Origin of the sequence: Ectopseudomonas composti (assembly GCF_900115475.1) — a bacterium.
GTDB lineage: Bacteria > Pseudomonadota > Gammaproteobacteria > Pseudomonadales > Pseudomonadaceae > Aquipseudomonas > Aquipseudomonas composti.
The window spans coordinates 475375-495093 of the sequence record NZ_FOWP01000002.1; the positions used below are offsets into that span (position 1 = coordinate 475375).

General features: G+C 61.0%; 21 protein-coding genes. All 21 read left to right on the forward strand.

What is annotated here, in order from left to right; translation table 11 throughout:
- Positions 1 to 15 precede the first annotated feature (15 nt).
- The 21 genes from fliD to fliN all read left to right on the forward strand — a co-directional run bounded on the left by fliD (position 16) and on the right by fliN (position 19719).
- Complete coding sequence (fliD, locus tag BM059_RS05730) at positions 16 to 1485, forward strand: flagellar filament capping protein FliD (RefSeq protein ID WP_074937341.1); 1470 nt, start codon at positions 16 to 18, stop codon at positions 1483 to 1485.
- A gap of 3 nt (positions 1486 to 1488) precedes the next feature.
- Complete coding sequence (gene fliS / locus BM059_RS05735; RefSeq protein ID WP_037002900.1) at positions 1489 to 1881, forward strand: flagellar export chaperone FliS; 393 nt, start codon at positions 1489 to 1491, stop codon at positions 1879 to 1881.
- 113 nt (positions 1882 to 1994) lie between these two features.
- Positions 1995 to 2375, forward strand: a complete 381-nt coding sequence (gene fliS / locus BM059_RS05740; protein ID WP_017361938.1) for a flagellar export chaperone FliS — start codon at positions 1995 to 1997, stop codon at positions 2373 to 2375.
- Positions 2376 to 2400: 25 nt separating this feature from the next.
- A complete protein-coding gene (fliT, locus tag BM059_RS05745) occupies positions 2401 to 2694 on the forward strand; it encodes a flagellar protein FliT (protein WP_074937344.1) in 294 nt (97 codons plus the stop codon).
- 259 nt (positions 2695 to 2953) lie between these two features.
- The gene (locus tag BM059_RS05750) at positions 2954 to 4429 is read left to right on the forward strand and encodes a sigma-54 dependent transcriptional regulator (protein WP_037002896.1); all 1476 of its coding nucleotides are present in this window, start codon (positions 2954 to 2956) and stop codon (positions 4427 to 4429) included.
- A gap of 167 nt (positions 4430 to 4596) precedes the next feature.
- Positions 4597 to 5811 (forward strand): sensor histidine kinase, encoded by a 1215-nt coding sequence (locus BM059_RS05755; RefSeq protein ID WP_037002894.1) that lies wholly within the window; start codon positions 4597 to 4599, stop codon positions 5809 to 5811.
- Between the two features lie 3 nt (positions 5812 to 5814).
- On the forward strand, positions 5815 to 7230 hold the full coding sequence (fleR, locus tag BM059_RS05760) for a sigma-54-dependent response regulator transcription factor FleR (protein WP_074937346.1): 1416 nt from the start codon (positions 5815 to 5817) through the stop codon (positions 7228 to 7230).
- 198 nt (positions 7231 to 7428) lie between these two features.
- Complete coding sequence (locus BM059_RS05765) at positions 7429 to 7758, forward strand: GIY-YIG nuclease family protein (RefSeq protein WP_074937348.1); 330 nt, start codon at positions 7429 to 7431, stop codon at positions 7756 to 7758.
- A gap of 135 nt (positions 7759 to 7893) precedes the next feature.
- Complete coding sequence (gene fliE / locus BM059_RS05770; RefSeq protein ID WP_017679158.1) at positions 7894 to 8223, forward strand: flagellar hook-basal body complex protein FliE; 330 nt, start codon at positions 7894 to 7896, stop codon at positions 8221 to 8223.
- A 10-nt stretch (positions 8224 to 8233) separates the two neighbouring features.
- Complete coding sequence (fliF, locus tag BM059_RS05775) at positions 8234 to 10018, forward strand: flagellar basal-body MS-ring/collar protein FliF (RefSeq protein WP_037002889.1); 1785 nt, start codon at positions 8234 to 8236, stop codon at positions 10016 to 10018.
- Positions 10011 to 11027: a flagellar motor switch protein FliG gene (gene fliG, locus BM059_RS05780; protein ID WP_037002888.1), complete on the forward strand. Its 1017-nt coding sequence runs from the start codon at positions 10011 to 10013 to the stop codon at positions 11025 to 11027. Before fliF ends, fliG begins: the two co-directional genes overlap by 8 nt.
- A 3-nt stretch (positions 11028 to 11030) precedes the next feature.
- The gene (gene fliH, locus BM059_RS05785) at positions 11031 to 11834 is read left to right on the forward strand and encodes a flagellar assembly protein FliH (RefSeq protein WP_074937349.1); all 804 of its coding nucleotides are present in this window, start codon (positions 11031 to 11033) and stop codon (positions 11832 to 11834) included.
- The gene (gene fliI, locus BM059_RS05790; RefSeq protein ID WP_037002886.1) at positions 11824 to 13170 is read left to right on the forward strand and encodes a flagellar protein export ATPase FliI; all 1347 of its coding nucleotides are present in this window, start codon (positions 11824 to 11826) and stop codon (positions 13168 to 13170) included. Before fliH ends, fliI begins: the two co-directional genes overlap by 11 nt.
- Positions 13171 to 13216: 46 nt before the next feature.
- The gene (fliJ, locus tag BM059_RS05795; protein WP_037002885.1) at positions 13217 to 13666 is read left to right on the forward strand and encodes a flagellar export protein FliJ; all 450 of its coding nucleotides are present in this window, start codon (positions 13217 to 13219) and stop codon (positions 13664 to 13666) included.
- A gap of 85 nt (positions 13667 to 13751) precedes the next feature.
- A complete protein-coding gene (locus tag BM059_RS05800; protein ID WP_037002884.1) occupies positions 13752 to 14057 on the forward strand; it encodes an STAS domain-containing protein in 306 nt (101 codons plus the stop codon).
- 2 nt (positions 14058 to 14059) lie between these two features.
- Positions 14060 to 15748: an ATP-binding SpoIIE family protein phosphatase gene (locus tag BM059_RS05805; protein ID WP_074937350.1), complete on the forward strand. Its 1689-nt coding sequence runs from the start codon at positions 14060 to 14062 to the stop codon at positions 15746 to 15748.
- 30 nt (positions 15749 to 15778) lie between these two features.
- On the forward strand, positions 15779 to 16132 hold the full coding sequence (locus BM059_RS05810; protein WP_037002881.1) for an Hpt domain-containing protein: 354 nt from the start codon (positions 15779 to 15781) through the stop codon (positions 16130 to 16132).
- Positions 16133 to 16199: 67 nt separating this feature from the next.
- Entirely contained in the window at positions 16200 to 17426 is a 1227-nt protein-coding gene (locus BM059_RS05815; RefSeq protein WP_074937352.1) for a flagellar hook-length control protein FliK, read from the forward strand.
- A gap of 240 nt (positions 17427 to 17666) precedes the next feature.
- Positions 17667 to 18188: a flagellar basal body-associated protein FliL gene (fliL, locus tag BM059_RS05820; protein ID WP_074937354.1), complete on the forward strand. Its 522-nt coding sequence runs from the start codon at positions 17667 to 17669 to the stop codon at positions 18186 to 18188.
- A 12-nt stretch (positions 18189 to 18200) separates the two neighbouring features.
- A complete protein-coding gene (gene fliM / locus BM059_RS05825) occupies positions 18201 to 19172 on the forward strand; it encodes a flagellar motor switch protein FliM (protein ID WP_013714989.1) in 972 nt (323 codons plus the stop codon).
- A 70-nt stretch (positions 19173 to 19242) separates the two neighbouring features.
- The gene (gene fliN / locus BM059_RS05830; RefSeq protein WP_037002875.1) at positions 19243 to 19719 is read left to right on the forward strand and encodes a flagellar motor switch protein FliN; all 477 of its coding nucleotides are present in this window, start codon (positions 19243 to 19245) and stop codon (positions 19717 to 19719) included.

The following is a 19719-nucleotide window of genomic DNA, read 5'->3' on the forward strand; positions in this document are numbered from 1 at the left end:
ACGAGGTGCAAGATCATGGCAGGTATTACGGGAATCGGTTCGGGTCTCAACATTGACGATATCGTCAAGGCGTTGGTCAATGCCGAGAAAGCGCCAAAGACCAACCAACTCGACAGTCTCGAACAGAAGACCACCACCCGTATCTCGGCGATCGGTACGCTCACGGGGGCGATGAACTCCTTCAAGACGGCCCTCGATGCTCTCAACAAGCCTGCCTTGTTCGAGTCGCGCACTGCCAGCACCTCCAACAGCAGTGTGCTCAAAGCCACTGCCACTCCTACAGCGCCCGCAGGCACCTACAGCGTTCAGGTTCAGCAACTGGCTGCCAGCAGCAAGGTTGCTCTGCAGTCCGTCTCGGGTGTGGGTGATGCCCCGGCTACTTTCAACAGCGGTACGCTGGAAATTTCCGCCGGCAACACCAGCATCAGTGTCGATGTCACTGCGGCCAACAACACGCTTGCCGGTATGCGTGACGCGATAAACGAAGCCGGGAAAAACAGCGGTATAAGTGCCACCATCATTACCGATGATTCTGGTCCCCGCCTAGTACTGAGTTCGACCAAGACTGGCGAAGGCAATGACATCCAGGTAGCGGTCACCGAAGATGGTGAAACGATCGGCGGCAATGCCCTGACGACTCAGGCGTTCACGCCAGAGGCTGATCCTGATAATGCTGGTGCTTTCCTCAAGCCAAGCTCGGACAGTGGTGCGGGTGGGGTAATCAGCCAAGCCAAGTCTGCGAAATTGACCATTGATGGTCTGCAACTGGTGCGTGACAGTAACAAGATCGAGGATGCGCTCGAGGGCGTTACGCTCGACTTGGTCGCCGTACAGAGCGCCGCTGATCTGACCGATGGCAAGACCATCAACCTGACCGTCGGCGTCGACAAGTCCAGTGTGAAGAGCAACCTGCAAAAATTCGTCGACGCCTACAACGCCTTGATCACGTCTTCGGCCCAGCTCACTGCGGTTGTCGAAGTGGAGGGCTCCAAACCAGTGGCGGGCCCGCTGGTTGGCGACTCCACGGTGCGTAGCGTTCTAGCGGGGCTGCGCAATGAAATCGTCAAGATGACCAGCGGCGGTGATACGGGCGTACGCGCCTTGGCCGACTTGGGTATCACCACAGGCAAGGACGGCAAGCTGGCGATCAATGACACCACGCTGACGAAGGCCCTCGACAGCAATTTCGATCAGGTGGGCAGCTACCTCACTGGCACGGACGGTCTGATGGGGCGTCTTTCCGGTTTCGTTTCGGATTATGTAGCCACCGACGGCGTCCTGAAGCAGCGCGACAGCGCCTTGCGTGGCACGCTGAAGGACATCGACAAACAACGTGAGTCGCTCGACAAGCGCGTCACCAGCCTGCAAGACCGTCTTTATGCTCAGTACAACGCAATGGATTCCCTGGTGGGCCAGCTTTCACGTACCAGTGAGAGTTTGAGTGGCATGCTCGCCAACCTTCCTGGTTTCGTGAAAAAGGATTAAGTAATGGGCAAGAACCCGATAGACGCTTACAAGCAGGTCAAGACCAGCCAGGAGGTATCGCCTTATCGCACGGTTCAGCTGTTGCTTGAGGGCGCCCTGCAACGTGTGATGCTTGCCAAGCAGGCGCAGGCCGAAGGCGATACCGAGATTCGCGGCATGGCGGTAGGCAGCACCATCACCATTCTTGGCGTGTTGCAGGCGGCTCTGGACAAAGAGCTGGGCGGCGAGATCGCCGAGAATCTGGATGCGCTTTACGACTACATGACCCGTCGTCTAGCGGGGGTGGCGCTGGATGATACGCCACGCAACCTGGAAGAAGTTCAGGCTCTGTTGGGCGATATCAAGAGCGCTTGGGATGCTATCGGCCCTGAGGTTGAGCCGGCACCTGCTGGCTGATTGATCGGTTCGCTCTTGGTTTGGCGGCGACGTTTCAGCGACAAAATCGTTAAAGCTTTGAGCCTTAGGGCCGATACCTGAAGTATCAGCCCATCGGTAGAGCGAGAGCGACTATGAACGCAATGGCGGCCCTCAAGCAGTATCAGACCGTCAACAACCAAGCGCAGGCCGCAGAGGCCAGCCCCCATCGTCTGATCCAGATGTTGATGGAGGGTGGTTTGTCTCGCATCGCTCAGGCACGTGGTGCCATGGAGCGCGGGCAGACTGCGTTGAAGGGTGAATTGATCGGCAAGAGTATTGCCATCGTCGCCGGGCTGCGCGAGAGTCTCGACCATCAGCAAGGTGGTGAGCTGGCTGGTAACCTCGACAGCCTGTATGAATACATGATCGCCCGCTTGACCGAGGCCAATGTCAGTAACGAGCCGGAGCTTCTGGAAGAAGTGTCGGTGTTGCTGCGCAACGTCAAGCAGGGTTGGGATGCTATCGCTCAGTAATGAGCGAGCATCGGAGGAGAAGCGAATGAGTTCATCCGTCCAGCGTTTGGAAGCGACAGGTTCGGCCCTGCGCGATGCTCTGGCCAATCAGGACTGGGCCGCGATTGGCGAGCTCGATCTGCAGTGCCGTATGGCGGTCGATGCCGCCATGGTCGATAGCCGTGACGAGGAAGAACTGCGCAACGGTCTGGAAAACCTGCTGTCGCTGTATCGAGAGCTGGTGACCGTTTGTCAGACAGAGCAGCAACGTCTGGCCGGCGAGTTGGTGCAGCTCAATCAGTCTCGCCAGGGTGCCAAGGTCTATCAGCTTTTCGGCTGATTACGCTGCATTTACCGAGCTTAACCACCAGGTTCGGCTCGGTTCTCTCTTTTGCTGCTTTCGTTTCCCCTTCTTTTTTATCTGCTTTCACTACCCGTCTCTGCAAACAGCTGCTTAGCTAGTGTCGTTTACGGGCGAAAAAGTTACGCCATAAAATTGACTGGCTTCAATTTTTTGACTTTACTAGTGGCCAAATGCCGGTGTGTGCCGAAGATCTGGCGCGCTATCCCACTCATTCCTCGAGTCAGACAAACACAAGATGTGGCGTGAAACCAAAATCCTGTTGATCGATGACAATGCTGCGCGTCGCCACGAGCTGGCGATCATTCTGAGTTTCCTTGGGGAAGAGCATCTAGCCTGCACCAGCCAGGACTGGCGCAGCGCAGTGGCCGAGCTGGGTTCCAGCCGTGAAGTGCTCAGCGTTTTGCTGGGTGACGTCGAAGCCAAGGGCGGTGCGCTGGAGCTGACCAAGCAGATTGCAGGCTGGGACGAGTTTCTACCGTTGTTGACGGTGGGCGACTCCAGCCTGGCCGAATGGCCTGAGGATTTGCGCAGGCGTGTGTTAGCCGCTCTGGAGACGCCGCTTAGCTACAACAAGCTGCTGGACTCCTTGCACCGTGCTCAGGTCTATCGCGAGATGTACGATCAGGCCCGTGACCGTGGTCGTCAGCGCGAGCCCAATCTGTTCCGCAGTCTGGTTGGCACCAGTCGCGCCATCCAGCAGGTGCGGCAGATGATGCAGCAGGTGGCCGACACCGAGGCCAGCGTGCTGATTCTGGGGGAGTCCGGAACCGGCAAGGAAGTGGTGGCGCGTAATCTGCACTATCACTCCAAGCGTCGCGAGGCGCCGTTCGTGCCGGTTAATTGCGGCGCGATCCCGGCCGAGTTGCTCGAGAGCGAGCTGTTCGGCCATGAGAAGGGCGCCTTTACCGGCGCTATCACCAGCCGGGCAGGGCGCTTCGAACTGGCCAATGGCGGTACGCTGTTTCTCGACGAGATTGGCGATATGCCGCTGCCGATGCAGGTCAAGCTGCTGCGCGTACTGCAGGAACGTACCTTCGAGCGTGTGGGTAGCAACAAGACTCAGACTGCTGACGTGCGCATCATCGCCGCCACGCACAAGAACCTGGAGAAGATGATCGAGGACGGCAGCTTCCGTGAGGATCTGTACTACCGCCTCAATGTCTTCCCCATCGAGATGGCGCCGCTGCGCGAGCGCATCGAAGACATTCCGCTGCTGATGAACGAGCTGATATCGCGCATGGAGCACGAGAAGCGCGGCTCCATCCGTTTCAACTCGGCAGCCATCATGTCGTTGTGTCGCCATGACTGGGCAGGCAACGTGCGTGAGCTGGCCAACCTGGTGGAGCGCATGGCGATCATGCATCCCTATGGTGTGATCGGCGTCGGCGAGTTGCCGAAGAAATTCCGTCACGTCGATGACGAGGATGAGCACCTTGCGGCTAGCCTGCGCGACGAGATGGAAGAGCGCGCGGCGATCATGGCCGGTCTGCCTGGGCTCGATACGCCGGCCATGTTGCCCCCGGAAGGCCTGGACCTGAAAGACTACCTCGGCAATCTGGAGCAGGGTCTTATCCAGCAGGCGCTGGATGATGCTGGCGGTGTTGTAGCACGTGCGGCCGAGCGTCTGCGTATTCGTCGGACCACGCTGGTGGAGAAGATGCGCAAGTACGGCATGAGTCGCCGCGAAGAGGACGGCCAGGACGAGGATTGATCCTTCGTTTTTCGGGTAAATGCCAGAAAGAAAGCCGGAGCTTTGACGCAAGCTCCGGCTTTGTTTTTTCAAGTGTCTGATAAATAAGAATAAAAAAATAGGCACGGGGATTGCTAAAGCTCTTGTATCCGACCGTCTTCTGACGGTGCGTCGTACGAGAGAAGCAGATGGAAGCCAACCTTCGTCCTACCGAGTCAGCCGAGCCAAGCGTCTCTGCGCCGCTCGAACAAGCCAGCCGTGAGGGACTGGAGCAGGCTTTTGCCCTGTTCAATCAGATGTCCAACCAGCTCAGCGAGTCCTACAGCCTGCTCGAGGCGCGGGTTAGTGAGCTGAAGGGCCAGCTGGCATTGGTCAGCGCCCAGCGCATGCAGGAGCTCGCGGAGAAGGAGCGTCTTGCTCATCGTTTACAAAGCCTGCTGGACTTGCTGCCCGGTGGTGTGATCGTTATCGACGGCCAGGGCGTTGTGCGCGAGGCCAATCCTGTTGCGCGCGCATTGCTCGGCCAGCCGCTGGTGGGCATGCTCTGGCGTCAGGTGATTGCCCGCAATTTCGCGCCGCGTGAGGACGATGGCCACGAAATCTCCATGCGCGACGGCCGTCGTCTATCCATCGCCACGCGTTCCCTGCACGGGGAACCGGGGCAGCTCGTGCTTCTGACTGACCTGACAGAAACCCGTCGCCTGCAGGATCAGCTTTCTCGTCACGAACGCCTTTCTGCGTTGGGGCGAATGGTCGCCTCCCTCGCGCATCAGATCCGTACGCCACTTTCCGCTGCGTTGCTCTATGCAAGCCATCTCAATGAGCAGGTGCTGCCAGCCGAACAGCAGCAGCGCTTCGCTGGGCGTTTGAAGGAGCGCCTGCACGAACTGGAAAACCAGGTGCGCGACATGCTGATCTTCGCCCGTGGGGAGCTGCCGCTGCCAGATCGTCTGTCGCCGTCTGTCTTGTTCGATGCGTTGCGCGCAGCTGCCGATGCGCATGTGGGCGACATGGCCGTGCGCTGGCAGTGCGACGTGCGTGACGGCGAGCTGCTGTGCAACCGTGACACGCTGGTTGGCACCGTGCTCAACCTGATCGATAACGCCATACAGGCGGCCGGGCGCGATGCGCGCCTGAAGGTTCATCTGTATCGCCGCGACAATCAGTTGCGCCTGTGTGTCAGTGATAACGGGCCCGGCATGAGTCAGGAAACCCTGGCGCGTTTGGGCGAACCGTTCTTTACCACCAAGACCACGGGAACTGGCCTCGGCCTAGCGGTGGTCAAGGCGGTGGCACGCGCCCATCAGGGCCAACTGCTGCTGCAATCGCGTGCGGGTCGTGGCACCTGCGCCATCGTTTCTCTGCCGCTGCAAGTTGCAGCGCCTCACTCGAATCAGGAGTAACCCATGGCTGCCAAAGTCCTGCTGGTTGAAGACGATCGCGCCCTGCGCGAAGCCCTGGCCGACACCCTGTGCCTGGGCGGGCATGATTATCGGGCGGTCGATTGCGCCGAGGCGGCGTTGGTCGCGTTGACCGAGGAGCCGTTCGGTCTGGTGGTCAGTGATGTCAACATGCCTGGCATGGATGGCCACCAGTTGCTGGCGCAGATTCGTGGCCGCTACCCGCAGTTGCCGGTGTTGCTGATGACGGCTTTCGGTGCGGTGGAACGGGCGGTCGATGCCATTCGCCAGGGTGCTGCCGATTATCTGGTCAAACCGTTCGAGCCGCGTACCTTGTTGGAACTGGTGGCCAAGCATGCCCTCGGAAAACTGACGGCGGGGGATCGTGATGGCCCCGTGGCGCTTGAGCCGGCCAGCGTGCAACTGCTGGAGCTGGCGTCGCGCGTGGCACAGAGTGATTCGACGGTGATGATTACCGGTGAGTCCGGGACGGGTAAGGAGGTGCTGGCGCGTTACATTCATCAACAATCGCCACGTGCATCCGGCCCCTTCATCGCCATCAATTGTGCGGCGATTCCCGACAACATGCTCGAGGCGACGCTGTTTGGTCACGAGAAGGGCGCGTTCACCGGAGCGGTCACCGCGCAGCCAGGCAAGTTCGAGCTGGCCGATGGTGGGACCATCCTGCTTGACGAGATTTCCGAAATGCCGCTGGGGCTGCAGGCCAAGCTGCTGCGTGTGCTGCAAGAGCGCGAGGTGGAGCGGGTCGGCGCGCGCAAACCGATCAACCTGGACATTCGCGTGCTGGCCACCAGCAACCGTGATCTGGCCAGTGAGGTTGCCGCAGGGCGTTTCCGTGAAGACCTCTACTATCGCCTGTCGGTCTTTCCCTTGGCCTGGCGCCCGCTGCGTGAGCGGCCTGCCGATATTCTGCCGCTGGCCGAGCGACTGTTGGCCAAACACGTCAAAAAAATGAATCAGGCGCCAGTACGCTTATCCGACTCAGCCGCGCAGAGCCTGGTACAGCATCAGTGGCCGGGCAATGTACGTGAGCTGGATAACGCCATTCAGCGTGCCTTGATCCTGCAGCAGGGGGGGGTGATCCAGGCACAGGACCTCTGCCTGCACGCACCTATCGGTCAGACGGTGCAGAGTGCTGCGCCGCGCCTGGCAGTCGTGCCGAGCGTTGCGCCGCCAGTGGTTCAGCCGCTCGAATCGCCGAGTGCGGTGGATTCCGGCGCCCTCGGCGAAGACCTGCGTCGTCGTGAGTTCCAGGTGATCATCGACACCCTGCGCGCCGAGCGTGGCCGGCGCAAGGAAGCTGCCGAACGCCTGGGTATCAGTCCGCGTACTCTGCGTTACAAGCTGGCGCAGATGCGTGATGCCGGCATGGATGTCGAGGCCTATCTGTATGCCAGTTAGCGTTGTGGTTCCTGGGTTCCCGCCTGCGCGGGAATGACGTGAACATTAGACAGTCGTCACCCCCGCGAAGGCGGGGATCCAGTTGCGGTGTTCAGGTTGTCCTGGCTTGTGTGAGCGACTATTTTTCGTTCGGGCTTAAATCGATCGCTGAGTAAATCTCCATGCTTATGGAAGGCGCCACCTGCAAAGGACTGCAGCATGAAACGACCTGTCGTTTACATCATGGCCGGCCAACGTAATGGCACGCTCTATACCGGCGTTACAGCGGATCTGCTGCAGCGTGTCTGGCAGCATAGAGAGGGAGCCGTTGAGGGCTTTACCCGCCGCTATGGGGTGAAGTTGCTGGTGTGGTACGAACGGCATGAGGACATGGGCAGCGCGATAACCAGGGAAAAGGCGATCAAAAAATGGAATCGGACCTGGAAGCTGCGCCTGATCGAAGAGCGAAATCCGCAATGGCGCGATCTTTGGTCAGAGATTGTGGGTGACTCGTCTGTTGCCGCTGGGTCCCCGCCTTCGCGGGGATGACTGTGGTTATCTCATTTATCTGCGTGTTCGCCGCCTAATTCCCATAAGCCGCCTGTAGCTGCTCTGTTGGCACCCTTGTTGCAGATACCCCTGCATAGCGCCGCTAGTGTCAAAAAGCGGGCAGTGGAGGAAGTCATGAGCCAGGGTGTCGAATTCAATCGCTTGATGCTGGAAATGCGTTCCATGCAGGCCGAGGCCATGGCGCGGCAGAAGCCGGCTGTGAGCGAACCTGTGCAAGGGGCGCCGAGCTTCTCGGAAATGCTCGGCCAGGCGGTGAACAAGGTCAATGAAACCCAGCAGGCCTCCAATAAACTGGCGACCGCTTTCGAGATGGGGCAGAGCGGGGTCGATCTGACCGACGTGATGATCGCCTCGCAGAAAGCCAGCGTATCCTTTCAGGCCATGACCCAGGTGCGTAACAAGCTGGTTCAGGCTTATCAAGACATCATGCAGATGCCGGTCTGAGGATTGATTCATGGCTGAGGCAGCAGTAGCAAACGTACCGGCCAAAGCCGATGCAGGTGGGCCCAAGAAGCCGCTGCTCGGCTTGAGCTTTCTGGAAAACCTTTCCGAGATGTCGGTGCTGCGCCAGCTCGGTCTGCTGGTTGGTCTGGCGGCCAGTGTGGCGATCGGTTTTGCCGTAGTGCTCTGGTCGCAGCAACCGGATTACCGTCCGCTCTATGGCAGCCTCAACGGTATGGATGCCAGTCAGGTGGTCGACACCCTGACCACGTCCGGCATCGACTACACCATCGAACCGAACTCGGGTGCGCTGCTGGTCAAAGCCGACGATCTGGCGCGTGCGCGCATGCGTCTGGCGGCTGCCGGCGTGGCCCCCACCGACACCAACGTGGGTTTTGAAATCCTCGACCGTGAGCAGGGCCTGGGCACCAGCCAGTTCATGGAAGCGACCCGCTATCGTCGCGGTCTCGAAGGTGAGCTGGCGCGCACGGTGTCCAGCCTCAACAACGTCAAGGCGGCGCGCGTTCATCTGGCGATGCCCAAGGCTTCGGTATTCGTGCGTGACGAGCGCAAGCCGTCTGCATCGGTCCTGGTCGAACTCTATCCGGGGCGTGCGTTGGAGCCGAGCCAGGTGATGGCGATCGTCAATCTGGTGGCGACCAGCGTGCCTGAGCTGGACAAGGGCCAGGTCACAGTGGTCGACCAGAAGGGCAATCTGCTCTCCGATCAACAGGAACTGTCCGAGCTGAGCATGGCTGGCAAGCAGTTCGACTACACCCGTCGCATGGAAACGCTGTTCACCCAGCGCGTGCACAATATTCTGCAACCGGTACTGGGTACTGGGCGCTACAAGGCGGAAGTGTCGGCTGACGTGGATTTCAGCTCGGTGGAATCTACCTCCGAAATGTTCAATCCGGATCAACCGGCGCTGCGTAGCGAGCAACAGGTCAACGAGCAGCGTCAGAGCAGCCTGCCACCGCAGGGCGTGCCGGGCGCGCTGTCCAATCAACCGCCTGGTCCGGCTGCCGCTCCGCAGCAGGCCGCTGGTGCCGCTGCTCCGGCTGGCCCGATCGCTGCTGGGCAGCCGCTGGTCGACGCCAATGGTCAACAGATCATGGACCCGGCGACCGGTCAGCCAATGTTGGCGCCGTATCCGGCAGACAAGCGTGAGCAGTCCACCCGCAACTTCGAACTGGATCGCTCCATCAGCTACACCCGTCAGCAGCAGGGGCGTCTGCGCCGTCTGTCGGTGGCGGTGGTGGTGGATGATCAGGTGCGTGTCGATCCGGCCACTGGTGAGAGCAGCCGCGTGCCGTGGACAGCTGACGACCTGGCGCGCTTCACTCGACTGGTACAGGACTCGGTGGGCTTCGATGCCAGCCGTGGCGACAGCGTCAGTGTGATCAATACGGCCTTTACCGCTTCGCTGAGCGAAGAAATCCCGGACATTCCGTTCTACACCCAGCCCTGGTTCTGGGACATCGTCAAGCAGGTGCTCGGCGTGTTGTTCATCCTGGTGCTGGTGTTCGGCGTGCTGCGTCCAGTGCTCAACAACATCACTGGCGGCGGCAAGGGCAGGGAACTGGCGGGCTCTGGCGATGTGGAGCTTGGCACGATGGCCGGTCTGGATGGCGAGCTTTCCGATGATCGCGTCAGCCTTGGCGGCCCGCAGAGCATCATGTTGCCTAGCCCCAGCGAGGGGTATGATGCACAACTGAACGCTATCAAGAGCCTGGTGGCGGAAGACCCTGGCCGCGTCGCCCAGGTCGTGAAAGAGTGGATCAACGCCGATGAGTGACAACCGTACCGCTACCAAGCTGAACAAGGTCGACAAGGCCGCCATTCTCTTGCTGTCGCTCGGCGAGACGGACGCGGCCCAGGTGCTGCGTCACCTCGGGCCGAAGGAAGTGCAGCGCGTCGGTGTGGCCATGGCTGGCATGCGCAATATTCATCGCGAGCAGGTCGAGCAGGTGATGGCCGAGTTCGTCGACATCGTCGGCGACCAGACCAGCCTGGGCGTCGGTGCCGATGGCTACATTCGCAAGATGCTCACCCAGGCACTGGGCGAGGACAAGGCCGGTAACCTCATCGACCGCATCCTCCTCGGTGGTAGCACCAGTGGCCTGGACAGCCTGAAGTGGATGGAGCCGCGCGCCGTGGCCGATGTGATCCGCTACGAGCACCCGCAGATCCAGGCCATCGTCGTCGCTTACCTCGACCCTGATCAGGCCGGCGAAGTGCTCAGCCATTTCGATCACAAGGTGCGCCTGGACATCATCTTGCGCGTGTCCTCGCTCAACACCGTGCAGCCCTCTGCGCTGAAGGAACTCAACCAGATCCTCGAGAAGCAGTTCTCCGGCAGCGCCAATACCACGCGCGCCACCATGGGCGGTGTCAAGCGTGCGGCGGACATCATGAACTTCCTCGACAGTTCGGTGGAAGGCCAACTGATGGACTCCATTCGCGAGGTGGACGAAGACCTGTCGACGCAGATCGAAGACCTCATGTTCGTCTTCGACAACCTGGCCGATGTCGACGACCGCGGCATCCAGGCATTGATGCGCGAAGTCTCGTCCGAAGTCCTGGTGCTGGCACTCAAGGGCGCCGACGACGCCATCAAGGACAAGGTGTTCAAGAACATGTCCAAGCGTGCGGCCGAGCTGCTGCGCGACGATCTGGAGGCCAAGGGCCCGGTGCGCGTCAGCGACGTCGAGACGGCGCAGAAGGAAATTCTCACCATCGCCCGCCGTATGGCCGAAGCCGGAGAGATCGTGCTCGGCGGCAAGGGTGGCGAGGAGATGGTGTAAACCATGGCGGCCAAGGAGCCCGATAGCGAGCTGATTCGCGCCAAGGATCTGGGTACATTCGACCGCTGGGCGCTGCCCAGCTTCGATGCACCGGGTGAAGAGACGATCGATGCCGATGTTGCCGCTGATGAGCAGGCGCAGCAGCATGCTGCGGCAGCCGAGGAGCCAGAAGCGAGGCAGGCCGAGGAGGTCGCACTCGAAGATGTCAAACCGCTGACACTCGATGAACTCGAAGCCATCCGCCAGGATGCCTACAACGAAGGTTTCGCCACAGGCGAGAAGGACGGCTTTCACGCCGGCCAGATCAAGGCCAAGCAGGAGGCTGACGCGGCCCTGGCGCTGAAGGTCGGCAGTCTGGAAAAAATCATGACGCAGTTGCTCGAGCCGATTGCCGAGCAGGATCAGCAGATGGAAGTGGCCATGGTGCGCCTGGTCAGCCATATGGTACGTGAGGTGATTCAGCGCGAACTGAGCACCGATTCCAGCCAGATTCGCCAGGTCTTGCGCGAGGCACTCAAGCTGTTGCCGATGGGCGCAGACAATGTGCGCATTCAGGTCAATCCGCAGGATTTCGAGACCATCAAGGCGTTGCGTGAGCGCCATGAGGAAAACTGGCGCATTCTCGAGGACGACAGCCTGCTGCCTGGCGGTTGCCGCATCGAGTCGGAGCATAGCCAGATCGATGCCAGCGTTGAAACGCGTATGGCGCAAGCGCTCAAGCAATTGTTCGAGCAGCAGCGCGCGCAAATCACTCAGCCGCCGGAAGCGGACATCAACCTGGATCTGGACAGCGACGATGCGCCTTGACCGCGTGAGCTTCGCCCGGCGTCTGGAGGGTTATAGCGATGCGATCAATTTGCCCAGCCAGCCCATACTCGAAGGCCGCTTGTTGCGCATGGTTGGTCTCACCCTGGAGGCCGAAGGGCTGCGCGCCGCGATTGGCAGCCGCTGCCTGGTGATCAACGAAGACAGCTACCACCCGGTTCAGGTCGAGGCCGAGGTGATGGGCTTTTCCAGTGGCAAGATCTACCTGATGCCGGCCGGCAGCCTGGCCGGCATTGCGCCAGGTGCGCGCGTGGTGCCGCTGCCAGATGCCGGGCGTTTGCCCATGGGCATGTCCATGCTAGGCCGCGTGCTTGACGGTGCTGGCCGCGCGCTGGACGGCAAGGGCGGGATGAAGGCCGAAGACTGGGTGCCGATGGATGGTCCCACCATCAACCCGCTCAACCGCGACCCGATCAGCCAGCCGCTGGATGTCGGCATTCGTTCGATCAACGGCCTGCTCACCGTCGGCCGTGGTCAGCGCCTGGGCCTGTTCGCCGGCACCGGCGTGGGCAAGTCCGTGCTGCTGGGCATGATGACCCGTTTTACCGAGGCCGAAATCATCGTGGTCGGGCTGATCGGCGAACGGGGGCGCGAGGTCAAGGAATTCATCGACGAAATTCTCGGTGAAGAAGGTATCAAGCGTTCTGTCGTCGTGGCGTCGCCTGCCGACGATGCACCGCTGATGCGCTTGCGCGCTGCGCAGTACTGTACGCGTATCGCCGAGTATTTCCGCGACAAGGGCAAGAACGTCCTGCTGCTGATGGATTCGCTGACGCGCTATGCCCAGGCCCAGCGTGAAATCGCCCTGGCCATCGGTGAGCCGCCCGCTACCAAGGGGTATCCGCCCTCGGTGTTCGCCAAACTGCCGAAGTTGGTCGAACGTGCTGGTAATGCTGAAGCCGGCGGTGGTTCGATCACTGCTTTCTACACCGTCCTGAGTGAGGGCGATGACCAACAGGACCCCATCGCCGATGCCGCGCGGGGTGTGCTCGACGGGCACTTCGTGCTGTCGCGTCGCCTGGCCGAGGAGGGGCACTATCCGGCGATCGATATCGAATCCTCCATCAGCCGGGTCATGCCGCAGGTGGTACCGCCGGAGCAGCTCAAGCAGGCGCAGCGTTTCAAGCAGCTGTGGTCGCGCTATCAGCAAAGCCGCGACCTGATCAGCGTTGGCGCCTATGTTCCAGGTGGCGATGCGGACACCGATCTGGCCATCGCGCGGCAACCGATCATGGCTCAGTACCTGCGTCAGGGGCTCGATGAAAGCGTGGGTATGCCGCTGAGCCGTGAACAGTTGGCTGCCGTACTGGGACAATGATGGTGTTGCCAAGGACAATTTTCGTCGCCACTGAGGTCGTGTATCCATGAGCCTCAGCCGAGCCAAGCGTCTGCAGCCGGTCGTTGAAATGGCAGAAAGGGCCGAGCGCGAGGCAGCTCGCCAGCTTGGCCATTGCAAGGGGCTGGTAGGCCAGGCCGAAGCCAAGCTGGGCGAGCTGGAGCGGTTTCGCGGTGACTACCAGCAGCAGTGGATCAACGAGGGCAGCAAGGGCGTTTCCGGCCAGTGGCTGATGAACTATCAACGCTTCTTGTCACAACTGGAAACGGCAGTTGGTCAACAGCAGCAGAGCCTCGAGTGGCACCGCGCCAATATGGAGAAGGTGCGCGCCGTGTGGCAGCAGCGCTATGCGCGTCTCGAAGGGCTGCGCAAACTGGTGCAGCGCTACATCGACGAAGCGCGGTTGGTCGAGGATCGGCGAGAGCAGAAATTGCTCGACGAGCTGGCGCAACGCCTGATCGACCGTGGTGAGCCCTGAATAGAAGTTGTTTCGGCGCCTGCCAAATGCTACACCTTGAGACGTGAACCGCCCCATCTGGCAGAGTCTCGACAAAGGAGTAGACATGGCCATCACTTCGCAGCCGTCGGCGGACGGACAAGAGCTGACCATCGTGATTCGAGGACGCTTCGACTTCGCCTCTCACCAGGAATTTCGTGACGCCTACGAGCGCACCAGTGTGACGCCCAAGCGTTATCAGGTCGATTTGCGTGATACCAGTTACCTGGATAGCTCGGCGTTAGGCATGCTGTTGTTGTTGCGTGATCATGCCGGCGGCGACTCTGCGCAAATTCGCTTGCTCAACTGCAGCAGTGATGTGCGCAAGATCCTCGCGATCTCCAACTTCGAGCAGCTGTTTCAGATCAGCTGAGGATGCCAGATCGTCTTGCGATCCTGATCGCCGAGGACAACGCGGCTGATCGCATGCTGTTGTCCACCATCGTCAGTCGCCAGGGCCATCGCGTGCTCACCGCCAGCAATGGCCTGGAGGCGGTCGCGCTGTTCGAGCAGGAGCGCCCGCACCTGGTATTGATGGATGCGCTGATGCCCGTGATGGACGGCTTCGAGGCCGCCCGGCGGATCAAGGAGCAGGCCGGCGAGGCGTTGGTGCCGATCATCTTTCTCACCTCGCTAACCGAAGGTGAGGCGCTGGTGCGCTGCCTGGAGGCCGGTGGCGACGACTTTCTCGCCAAGCCCTACAACCGGGTGATACTCGAAGCCAAGATTGGCGCGATGGACCGCCTGCGTCGTCTGCATGACACGGTCTTGCAACAGCGCGACCTGATCGCCCGGCACAACGAGCACCTGCTGAGCGAGCAGCGTGTGGCCAAGGCGGTATTCGACAAGGTGGCGCATTCCGGCTGCCTGGATGCGCCAAACATTCGCTACATGCAATCGCCCTACGCGCTGTTCAACGGTGACTTGTTGCTGGCTGCCTACAAGCCGTCCGGCGGCATGCATGTGATGCTCGGCGATTTCACTGGTCACGGCTTGCCTGCGGCCATTGGCGCCATGCCGCTGGCCGAGGTGTTTTACGGCATGACTGCCAAGGGCCACGCGCTTGCCGAGATCCTTCGCGAGATCAATGCCAAGCTCAAGCGCATTCTGCCGGTGGGCGTTTTCTGCTGCGCCACGTTGCTCAACATCAGCAGCAAACGCGGTTTGCTCGAGGTGTGGAACGGTGGGCTGCCGGATGGCTACTTGCTGCATGCCGATAGCCGGCCGCGTCAGCCATTGGTGTCACGTCATCTGCCGCTGGGGATTCTAGAGCCTGCGGCGTTCAGCGATCGTTGCGAGGTCTACCCGCTGGCACCGGGAGATCGCATCTTCCTGCTCAGTGACGGCGTGCTCGAAGCCAGCGATAAGCAGGGCGAGTTATTCGGCGAGGCACGCCTGCTCAGGCTGTTGGAGGCCAATCGTCAACCGCAGGCGCTGTTCGAGGAAATCCAGCAGGCGTTGGTGGCGTTTCGCGGTGAGCAGCAGGACGATGTCAGCATGGCCCAGGTCGGCTTGGCCGAAGACGACGAGCGTCCCCGGCCGTTAGCCTTTGCCGACAGCGGCCAGAGCTGCGTGATGGACTGGTCAGCCAGTTTCGAGTTTCGCGCATTGAGCCTGCGCCATTTCAATCCCTTGCCCTTTCTGTTGCAGCTGCTGCTGGATGTGCAAGCGCTGCGGCCACGCGGGGGCGAGCTGTACACCGTACTTTCCGAGCTTTATTCCAACGCGTTGGAGCATGGCGTGATGGGCCTGGACTCGTCGCTCAAGCAGGATGCCAGTGGTTTTGCCGAGTATTACCGGGAACGGCGTCTGCGCCTGGCGTCGCTGCATGACGGCTATGTGCGTTTTCATCTGCAGATGCTGCCCGAGGCCAATGGCGGTCGGCTGATCGTGCGGGTGGAGGACAGCGGGCCCGGTTTCGACCCTGCCACGATCATCGGCACGGCGGACGATGCGCTCTGTGGGCGTGGGCTGGCGTTGGTGCGTGAGCTCAGCGACGGTTTCGGTCGTTGCCCCGACGGGCGGGGCGTCAGCGTGGAGTTTTGCTGGTCCACTGAGGCATAATTCTGGCCTCGATGTTCAGGGAGTGACCCGGTGTCCGATATCCATCTCGACGATGCTGTCCTGGCAGCCTTGCAGGACGTCATGGAAGACGAATATCCGATTCTGCTCGATACCTTCGTGGCCGACTCCGAAGAGCGTCTGCGTCTGTTGCATCAGGCCCAGGTCGAGGGTGATGCCCAGGGAGTGCGCCTGGCAGCCCATAGCTTCAAGGGCAGCTGCAGCAACATGGGGGCGGTGCTGCTGGCCAACCTGTGCAAGGAGCTGGAGGACGCTGGCCGGCGCGACGCGCTGGAACTGGCTCCGGCCTTGATCGAGCAGATCGAGCGTGAGTTCGCCATCGTCCGCATCCTGTTCAAATCCGAGCGTCAGCGTTACCGGCTCTGACACCTTTTCACGAGTTGGCCCGCCCTTTGCTCTGATCCCGTCACGACCCATCAGACGGAGAGCGTCCATGTCCGCGTTGCCCGACCTACGCCTGCAGGCTACGCCTGAGGTGAAGAGCAAAGCGAAGCCGCCGGCCAAAGCGCCGGAGCCCAGCAAAAACGGTGCTTCCAGCTTTGCCGAGGTATATGCCAAGGAGCGTCAGGCCAAGCCTGGCGAGCGCGCTGGCAGTACCGACAAAACCAGCCAGGAGCAGAGTTCTGCGCCATCAACAGGGGAGCCCGATGCCGCTTCTGCCGCTGCCGAGCAGCCTGCGGTTGCCGCCCCCGGCAATTCCTTGCCGACGCAGGAGGGCGCTGAAGAAGAGCTCGATCCGTTGCTGGCAATGGCGCTGGGCGGTATCCAGCCACAGGTAGATGGCGCTCCGGTAACCGAGGAGTCGGCGGAGCTGCCGGCGCTGGTGATTACTGGTGCCAACGGCGATGTTGCTGAGAATGCCGAGCCGGTGCCAGAGGAGGATGCGCTCGACCCGTTGGCGCTGCTCAAGCAGTCGACGGAAGAGGCGAGCAAGGCGCAGTCGCCGCAGGACGCTGCGATCAAGAGCACGCGAGTGGCGACCAGCACGGATTTCGCCGCGGCCATGGCGGCCATGGGCAAGGGCGAAGAGTCGGCCGAGAGCGCTGAGGAGCCGGTGCTGGATCTACCGCTGGAAAGCCTGGCCAAGGATACCCTGGAGAGTCTCAAGGACAGCGTTCAGCCCAATCGGCCGGATCAGTTCGTCAGCAAGCTCAATGCGCTAACGCAGGCGCTCAATCATCAGGCTGGCGCTGCCCAGCGCGTGCCGTTGGTGCCCGGCCAGCCGGTAGCCATGCATCAGGGCGGTTGGAGCGAGGCGGTGGTGGATCGTGTCATGTGGCTGTCCAGCCAGAACCTCAAGTCGGCTGAAATTCAGCTCGATCCGGCGGATCTGGGGCGCCTCGAGGTGCGCGTTAACCTGTCTCAGGATCAGGCCCAGGTGACCTTCGCCAGCCCCAATGCCGGGGTGCGTGAAGCGCTCGAGGGGCAGATGCATCGCCTACGCGAACTGTTCGCGCAGCAAGGCATGAATCTGGCCGATGCCAACGTTTCCGATCAGTCGCTCAACCGCGGTTGGCAGGGGCAGGGCGAGGGAGGCCGGGGAGGTAATGGCTCGCGTGATGAATTGCTTGGCAGTGACGAGTTGCAGCCAGGTGTTCATCAGGAAGTGCGTAGCGAGCGTCTGGCCTCTGGTCGTGGGCTGGTCGATTACTACGCTTGAGTGACGCTGGGGCAGGATAGCCAGGCCGGGCAATGTCTGGTTATCGCTGATCCTCCGCTAGACTTGCATTCGCCCGGGTTGCCGAAAGGTACTCGGGCGAATGCATTTAGGGTGACAGCAAGGAGCTGGCGCTGTTAAATCCGCAGCCCAGAGTTAGACAAGCCTGCTCATATGCTGGCATAACACTTGCTCTTAACCCTTTGAATGCGGAAAGAACTCCGATAGTGACGGATTATTGGCATGGCTAAGAAAGAAGCGGCACCGGCTGCCGACGGACAACCCGCCGGCAAGAGCAAGCTCAAACTCATCATCCTGATCGTGGTGGGCCTGCTCCTGGCCGTCGGTCTTTCCGTGGGCGGGACCTGGTTCATTCTCAGCAAGGGCGACAAGAGCGAGGAGGCCAAGCCGGCAGAAGCTGCTGCATCGGCGGCTCCCGTGCGTCAGCCTGCCATCTACCAGGACCTGATGCCGGCCTTCGTGGTCAATTTCAACTACCAGAACCGTACCCGCTACCTGCAGGTCAGCATGGCCCTGATGAGCCGCGATGCGGCCGGCATGGAGAAGCTCAAGGTGCACATGCCGGTATTGCGTAATCGTCTGGTGATGCTGTTGTCCGGTCAGGATTTTGCCGCGCTGCAAACGCCGTTGGGCAAGGAAATGCTCTTGCAGCAGGCCCTGGCCAGCGTGCAGGAACTGGCGCAGAAGGAAACCGGCAGCACTGTGGTCGAGCAGGTGCTGTTCACCAATTTCGTGTTGCAGTAGCGGGAGCCGAAGATGGCCGTGCAAGACCTGCTTTCCCAGGACGAGATCGATGCGCTGTTGCATGGCGTCGACGACGGCCTGGTCGAAACCGAGGACGCCGCGGAGCCGGGGAGCGTCAAGCAATATGACCTGACCAGTCAGGATCGTATCGTCCGTGGGCGCATGCCGACCCTGGAGATGATCAACGAGCGCTTTGCCCGTTATACCCGTATCAGCATGTTCAACCTGTTGCGCCGCTCGGCTGACGTTGCCGTCGGTGGCGTACAGGTAATGAAGTTCGGCGAATACGTGCACTCGCTGTACGTGCCCACCAGTCTCAACCTGGTGAAGATGAAGCCACTGCGCGGCACCGGGCTGTTCATCCTCGACGCCAAGCTGGTGTTCAAGCTGGTGGACAACTTCTTTGGCGGCGATGGTCGCCACGCCAAGATCGAAGGTCGTGAATTCACCCCGACTGAACTGCGCGTGGTGCGCATGGTGCTCGATCAGGCCTTCGTCGATCTGCGCGAAGCCTGGCATGCGGTGATGGACATCAATTTCGAGTACGTCAACTCCGAGGTCAACCCGGCGTTGGCCAATATCGTCAGCCCCAGCGAAGTGGTGGTGGTGTCCACCTTCCACATCGAGCTCGATGGCGGTGGCGGCGACCTGCATATCACCATGCCGTACTCGATGATCGAGCCGATTCGCGAAATGCTCGATGCCGGTTTTCAGTCCGACGTCGACGATCAGGACGAGCGTTGGATCAAGGCCCTGCGCGAGGACATCCTTGATGTCAGCGTGCCGCTGGCCGCCACCGTCGCCCGCCGTCAGTTGAAGCTGCGCGACATCCTGCACATGCAGCCAGGTGACGTGATCCCGGTGGAATTGCCTGAAAACGTGGTCATGCGCGCCAATGGCGTGCCGACCTTCAAGGTCAAGTTGGGTGCACACAAGGGCAATCTGGCCCTGCAGGTGCTGGAACCCATCGAACGCCAGCGCTGATGCGCTGGTAACTCTTCAGGGCTGACAAGCCCGATGCGAACGAATAGCTGAAGCCAGGCGAGGAACGACGATGGCAGACGAAGAAAACACCTCTCCCGAGGAGCAGGCTCTGGCCGATGAGTGGGCCGCAGCGTTGGCCGAGGCGGGCGATGCCGACCAGGACGATATCGATGCCATGCTGGCCGGGCAGGCCGCTGCTCAGCCTGCAGCACCTGCCGCGCCGCGTGCACCGATGGAAGAGTTTGGCAGTGCGCCGCCACCGAGCAATCTGCCGGCGAACCTGGATGGACCTAATCTGGATGTGATCCTCGATATTCCGGTGTCCATTTCCATGGAAGTGGGCAACACCGATATCACCATCCGCAACCTGCTGCAGCTCAACCAGGGCTCGGTGATCGAACTTGATCGTCTGGCCGGTGAGCCGCTCGACGTGCTGGTCAACGGCACGCTGATCGCTCACGGCGAAGTGGTGGTGGTCAACGAGAAGTTCGGCATCCGCCTGACGGACGTGATCAGCCCCAGCGAACGTATCAAGAAGCTGCGCTGA

What these genes read in the sequence shown, in the direction of transcription:
- fliD (WP_074937341.1), top strand. Translation starts at nt 16, where the DNA reads ATGGCAGGTATTACGGGAATCGGTTCGGGTCTCAACATTGACGATATC.
- fliS (WP_037002900.1), top strand. Translation starts at nt 1,489, where the DNA reads ATGGGCAAGAACCCGATAGACGCTTACAAGCAGGTCAAGACCAGCCAG.
- fliS (WP_017361938.1), top strand. Translation starts at nt 1,995, where the DNA reads ATGAACGCAATGGCGGCCCTCAAGCAGTATCAGACCGTCAACAACCAA.
- fliT (WP_074937344.1), top strand. Translation starts at nt 2,401, where the DNA reads ATGAGTTCATCCGTCCAGCGTTTGGAAGCGACAGGTTCGGCCCTGCGC.
- BM059_RS05750 (WP_037002896.1), top strand. Translation starts at nt 2,954, where the DNA reads ATGTGGCGTGAAACCAAAATCCTGTTGATCGATGACAATGCTGCGCGT.
- BM059_RS05755 (WP_037002894.1), top strand. Translation starts at nt 4,597, where the DNA reads ATGGAAGCCAACCTTCGTCCTACCGAGTCAGCCGAGCCAAGCGTCTCT.
- fleR (WP_074937346.1), top strand. Translation starts at nt 5,815, where the DNA reads ATGGCTGCCAAAGTCCTGCTGGTTGAAGACGATCGCGCCCTGCGCGAA.
- BM059_RS05765 (WP_074937348.1), top strand. Translation starts at nt 7,429, where the DNA reads ATGAAACGACCTGTCGTTTACATCATGGCCGGCCAACGTAATGGCACG.
- fliE (WP_017679158.1), top strand. Translation starts at nt 7,894, where the DNA reads ATGAGCCAGGGTGTCGAATTCAATCGCTTGATGCTGGAAATGCGTTCC.
- fliF (WP_037002889.1), top strand. Translation starts at nt 8,234, where the DNA reads ATGGCTGAGGCAGCAGTAGCAAACGTACCGGCCAAAGCCGATGCAGGT.
- fliG (WP_037002888.1), top strand. Translation starts at nt 10,011, where the DNA reads ATGAGTGACAACCGTACCGCTACCAAGCTGAACAAGGTCGACAAGGCC.
- fliH (WP_074937349.1), top strand. Translation starts at nt 11,031, where the DNA reads ATGGCGGCCAAGGAGCCCGATAGCGAGCTGATTCGCGCCAAGGATCTG.
- fliI (WP_037002886.1), top strand. Translation starts at nt 11,824, where the DNA reads ATGCGCCTTGACCGCGTGAGCTTCGCCCGGCGTCTGGAGGGTTATAGC.
- fliJ (WP_037002885.1), top strand. Translation starts at nt 13,217, where the DNA reads ATGAGCCTCAGCCGAGCCAAGCGTCTGCAGCCGGTCGTTGAAATGGCA.
- BM059_RS05800 (WP_037002884.1), top strand. Translation starts at nt 13,752, where the DNA reads ATGGCCATCACTTCGCAGCCGTCGGCGGACGGACAAGAGCTGACCATC.
- BM059_RS05805 (WP_074937350.1), top strand. Translation starts at nt 14,060, where the DNA reads ATGCCAGATCGTCTTGCGATCCTGATCGCCGAGGACAACGCGGCTGAT.
- BM059_RS05815 (WP_074937352.1), top strand. Translation starts at nt 16,200, where the DNA reads ATGTCCGCGTTGCCCGACCTACGCCTGCAGGCTACGCCTGAGGTGAAG.
- fliL (WP_074937354.1), top strand. Translation starts at nt 17,667, where the DNA reads ATGGCTAAGAAAGAAGCGGCACCGGCTGCCGACGGACAACCCGCCGGC.
- fliM (WP_013714989.1), top strand. Translation starts at nt 18,201, where the DNA reads ATGGCCGTGCAAGACCTGCTTTCCCAGGACGAGATCGATGCGCTGTTG.
- fliN (WP_037002875.1), top strand. Translation starts at nt 19,243, where the DNA reads ATGGCAGACGAAGAAAACACCTCTCCCGAGGAGCAGGCTCTGGCCGAT.